Below are 4894 nucleotides of genomic sequence, written 5' to 3'. Positions count from 1 at the left end.
GCAGCAGCCAGTAATCTCAAGCATCAGACGGCGCTCGCCGTTGCTTATGGGACCGGATTGCGCGCCAGTGAAGTGGCAGCCCTGAAGGTCGGTGACATCGACAGCCAGCGCATGACGCTGCGCGTTGAACAGGGCAAAGGTCAGAAGGATCGATACGCCATGCTCTCGCCGATCCTGCTTGAGCGGCTGCGGGTCTGGTGGCGAATGGCTCGAGCCCAAGGCAAGATGCTCGACGGCGGCTGGCTCTTTCCCGGGCTCAACCCGATTGAATCTCTCAGCACCCGTCAACTCAACCGAGCGATCCATGCGGCCGCCGAGGCCGCCGGAATCGACAAGCGCGTGTCCATGCACACTTTGCGCCATAGCTTTGCCACTCATCTACTGGAACAGAAGGTCGATATCCGCGTGATTCAAGTCATGCTTGGGCACAAGAAGCTTGAGACCACAGCGCTTTATGCCCAGGTCGCCACCGATATTCTGCGTGAGGTGATCAGCCCTCTTGAGGGTTTGAATCGCGAATAGGTCGCCTTCGTGGTGCATCGCGCGCTCGAGGTAGCCGACGTCTTTCGCTCTCTTGGCCCAACGTGGCGGCAATCCGCTAACCTGAGCCTGGGACAACTGAAGGTCATGTCGGCGATCGAACAGTGCCGCAGCGCGGCGCTGGGAGGGCACGTGCTGCTCTGCGAAGGGTGCGCCGACGTCGTGATCGCCTACAACTCATGTCGCAATAGACATTGTCCAAGGTGCCAGGCTACCGCTGCGCGCCGATGGCTTGAAGCGCGTGAGGCAGATCTCCTGCCCGTCGAGTACTACCATGTCGTCTTCACGCTGCCGGCTGCGATCAGCGCGATTGCGTATTACAACAAGGCCGTCATCTACGGGCTGCTGTTCGATATCGCAGCCGAGACGTTGCGCACTATCGCGGCCGATTCGAAGCATCTCGGGGCACAGATTGGCGCCACGCTCGTCCTGCATACCTGGGGCTCCGCGCTCACGCATCATCCCCATGTGCATGGCATCGTTCCCGGTGGTGGGTTGTCGCCGGACCGAAGCCGGTGGCTAGCTTGCAAGCCAGGTTTCTTCCTTCCAGTGCGCGTACTCTCGCGCCTGTTCCGCAGACGCTTCCTCGAAGAGCTGGAGGCCACCTGTCGCCGGGGTCAGTTGCGTTTCTTCGGCCAATACGCCGAGCTCAACGATTTCACAGCCTTCACACAATGGCTTGCGCCGATGAGAGCATGTGAATGGGTGGTGTACGCCAAACGCCCATTTGCGGGACCCAAAGCAGTGCTCGCCTATCTGTCGCGTTACACGCACCGGGTCGCGATCTCCAACCAACGCCTGGTCGCGCTCGACGAACGCGGCGTCACCTTCCGTTGGAAGGACTACCGTGTGAATGGACGCACACGCAACAAGACCATGACACTCGAAGCCGATGAGTTCGTGCGACGGTTCCTGCTGCACGTGCTGCCGGGCGGCTTCCACCGCATCCGTCATTACGGTCTGCTCGCGAACCCTTCGCGGCGCGAGAATCTCGCGAAGATACGCGAGTTGCTTGGCGTAGTGCCTGCCCTTATCGAAACCAATGCCGACGTCGTAGCCACAGCCGCAGTACCGTCAACCTTTGTTTGCCGGCACTGCGGTTCGCCGATGATCATCATCGACATACTGCAACGTAGCAGACCTATCCGGGCGCCACCGGTTGAGCGAGCCTAGGCATGAGCGCCATCATGTCAGCGCGCACCGATCGACCGTCGGCTCTTCGGCAACGAGAGCCTATAGGAGACGCTTGCGCGCATCGCACCAAACGAGCAGTTTGGCGCTCGTCAAACCCTCCGCATAGCAATACGCTGCACTGTCGCTGCCACGATCTTGCCGATCTAGGTTCACCGTCATCCGCGTTTCAATCTATCCCACGGACGATCCGCCCTGATAAATCGCCATAACAGTGAACGTTTCGATCACATCGGAGCACTCCGCGGTTTCCTCCCTTGGGGCTTGTAGGACGCCTGCCCGCCGGCTTCTGCGCGAGTTCGCTTGCACGCGGATTCGGGCAGGCGTCCTACAACCCTAAACATCTACGGACGTTGATCCATTCGTTCACTCGGACGTTCGAATGTCGGCTCCGCCTCCAATGATGGCCATTCAAGTAACCCGTCTGCAACCCGGATCCATTAGCTGCTTGTTATCGGCTCAAGGCGAAACAGGGCGATGCATTGATTCAGTTGTCGGCCCTGATCTTCGAGCGAGTTCGCCGCGGCCGCCGCCTCCTCTACAAGCGCGGCGTTCTGCTGAGTTACCTCGTCCATCTGGGTGATCGCTTGATTGACCTGTTCAATGCCCTTGCTTTGCTCAGTCGATGCAGCAGCGATTTCGCTCATGATGTCAGTCACGCGGCTGACTGCCTGAGTCACTTCCGACATGGTTGTGCCGGCTTCGTTCGCGAGAGCCTCTCCCTCGCGAACCTTATGCACCGATGTACTGATCAGTTCTTTGATCTCTTTCGCAGCACTAGACGAACGCTGCGCGAGGCTACGTACTTCGCTGGCGACTACCGCAAAACCACGTCCCTGTTCACCCGCTCGTGCGGCTTCCACGGCAGCGTTAAGTGCCAGAATGTTCGTCTGGAAAGCGATGCCTTCAATAATGCTCGTGATGTCCGCGATCTTTGTCGAGTTTGCGCTGATATCTCCCATTGCGTCGACAACACGACCGACCACGCCGCTACCATTGAGCGCGACTTCCGATGCGTTCGCGGACAATGTACTTGCCTGCTGGGCATTCTCAGCGTTCTGTTTCACTGTAGAGGTAAGTTCTTCCATGCTCGACGCCGTTTCCTGCAACGAGGCCGCTTGCTGCTCGGTGCGGGAAGAGAGGTCGGTGTTACCCGTGGCGATCTGACTGGAGCCGGTCGCAATGCTGTCTGCGGCGGTGCGTACGCGGCCGATCAGGCGCACGAGACTAATCTGCATTTCATCCATTGACGCAAGTACGCTTCCCGCAGGAGCGTTCGCGGCGCCCGCGACCGGGCTGAGATCGCCCGCGGCGACGCGCTGGGTCACATAGGCGAGATCGGTCGGCTCCGCACCGAGAGCGCGCATCAAGCTACGTGTAATGACCACACCGGCCAGTACCGCCATCGCGATCGCGGCAAAACATATCGCGATGAGCAAGTTGCGTTGGCTGGAAAATTTATCCTCGGCTTCCTGAACCATTTTCGTGGCGCGCTGGTGTGTGACCTCCGCGTAGTCGTTGGACGCCTTGATCAGCGACGAAAGCAGGGGCCTGCATTTCGTAGTGATCTCCTCGATTGCCGCCTCGCGTTGGTTGCTCAACGCAAGGCGATTGATATCCAGAGCGACCGGACGATACAGCGTTTCAACGCGGGATATTTCCGCGGCAAGGCTTCGCGCTTGATCGCTCATGTCGTGAGCGCCCGCCACCATCGCGTTGAACTTTTCCAGGCGGCTCTCGACCCGCTGTTCCGCATCGAGAACTGCGGCTTTCTCGATGTCCACATCAGCCGGCGTGCTCACGAGCACCAGGTTGCGGACTGCGACGGCGCGATCATCTACGGCAGTACGGATGGCCTCGGCCATTTCTGCCCGCGCGTTGATGCCATTGACGAAGCCGTAGAAGCGGTCGTTGGCGTCGTTCAGCGACTTCAGCGAGATTCCCGATACGATCAACACAACAACGGCAAGCAAGCCAAAAGCGATGGAAAGCTTGGCCTTCACCGTAAGTCGATTTGAGTTCATGTTTCAATTCCAATCATCGTTATTGAGGGAGGTGGATTAAGCGGGTTTCCTCGTACTGGATCTGGGCCGCTGGCGATGACGCAGGAAAAGGGGATCGCTGCTATGCATAACGACGTCAACGCGTAACTCGGTAGGGTGGACAGCCCTTGGTAACTATTCGCAAAGGTTTGCGCACCATTAATTTTTGCTATGAAGTGTTTGACGAGTCGAGCGGCCGTTTAAAAAGCGGGAGGTATCCTCAAATGGTTTAACTACTTAATCCGTCGCTAACGGCGCCCGTTCCTCAGACGGCGAGTATTTGACTGGTCACTTCAGCGTTCGGCTGCTCGCAAACAGAGATGGCATGCCATGAGATCCGTCATTTTCGAAGGGTTGACGGCCGCTTCAACGCGGTGAGCGGTCGTTGGGATCACGCTGATTCGAGAGGCTGAAGCGGATCGCGTGCTGCCGGCCGCAGCCGTGCAGGGCTCAAGCAGGTGTGCCAATCGCATAAGGCAATACCCGGCCGGGAGCGTACATCGCCGCGATGACTCCCGACGCGGTGAAGGTGTCTGCGATAAAAGGAACACCAACGCCTTCTGAGACAGGCGTCCAAATCCTCATCGCGCCAGATAGAAGTCCAAGGGGATAAGCTCGACTGCCCATCCGCCTTCTTCGCCCAGTGTGGCAGCCGGGTGCATGGACGCGATGCGTAACGCCTCGTCAAGGCTGTCCGCCTCGATGATGAATAGGCCGCCCACGACTTCCTTCGATTCGGTGTAAGGCCCATCGATGATGCGCGTCTCTCCAGTGCGCGGGCAAAGCGTCCTCCACTTGTCCAGATCGCCAAGGGAGGCGGAAATCAGAACCTTGCCGGTAGCGCGCATCTTCTCGTCCAATGTCGGGCACTGGCTCACCAATTCCTTGATTTCGTCTGGCGCCATCGCGGCGAATTTTTCCGGGGAGAAGTAGGCCAGGCCGAGGTATTTCATGGGAAATCCTTTGAATGGGGTTCACTAACGACGAATATGATGATCGGAAATCGACAATGCTCTGGCTAATTTGTAGCGGGTCTCACCAGCCTGTCCGCTTCGGGTCCCCTCCTGCCCGACGTAGACGGACGGATGGGGAAAGACTTCAAGATTCGAGAGGACGGGGTT

4 protein-coding genes are annotated in these 4894 nt (G+C 58.6%); 2 read left to right on the top strand and 2 right to left on the bottom strand.

From position 1 onward, the window contains the following. Both ACSQ83_RS35675 and ACSQ83_RS35670 read left to right on the top strand, forming a co-directional pair. The coding region (locus ACSQ83_RS35675) for a tyrosine-type recombinase/integrase (protein ID WP_436231348.1) at positions 1-522 on the top strand (522 nt) is incomplete at its 5' end. A gap of 9 nt (positions 523-531) precedes the next feature. Continuing rightward, entirely contained in the window at positions 532-1713 is a 1182-nt protein-coding gene (locus ACSQ83_RS35670) for an IS91 family transposase (RefSeq protein WP_436231347.1), read from the top strand. 458 nt (positions 1714-2171) lie between these two features. On the opposite strand, the gene ACSQ83_RS35665 is transcribed toward ACSQ83_RS35670, so the two are convergent. Both ACSQ83_RS35665 and ACSQ83_RS35660 read right to left on the bottom strand, forming a co-directional pair. Next, positions 2172-3755: a methyl-accepting chemotaxis protein gene (locus tag ACSQ83_RS35665; RefSeq protein WP_436231346.1), complete on the bottom strand. Its 1584-nt coding sequence runs from the start codon at positions 3753-3755 to the stop codon at positions 2172-2174. A 599-nt stretch (positions 3756-4354) separates the two neighbouring features. Beyond that, a complete protein-coding gene (locus tag ACSQ83_RS35660; protein ID WP_436231345.1) occupies positions 4355-4726 on the bottom strand; it encodes a YciI family protein in 372 nt (123 codons plus the stop codon). Positions 4727-4894: the final 168 nt, after the last annotated feature.

The organism is Caballeronia sp. LjRoot29 (assembly GCF_964252755.1).
GTDB lineage: Bacteria > Pseudomonadota > Gammaproteobacteria > Burkholderiales > Burkholderiaceae > Caballeronia.
Note: the sequence above shows the minus strand (reverse complement) of the source record. Positions and strands in the feature narration are given on the sequence as shown.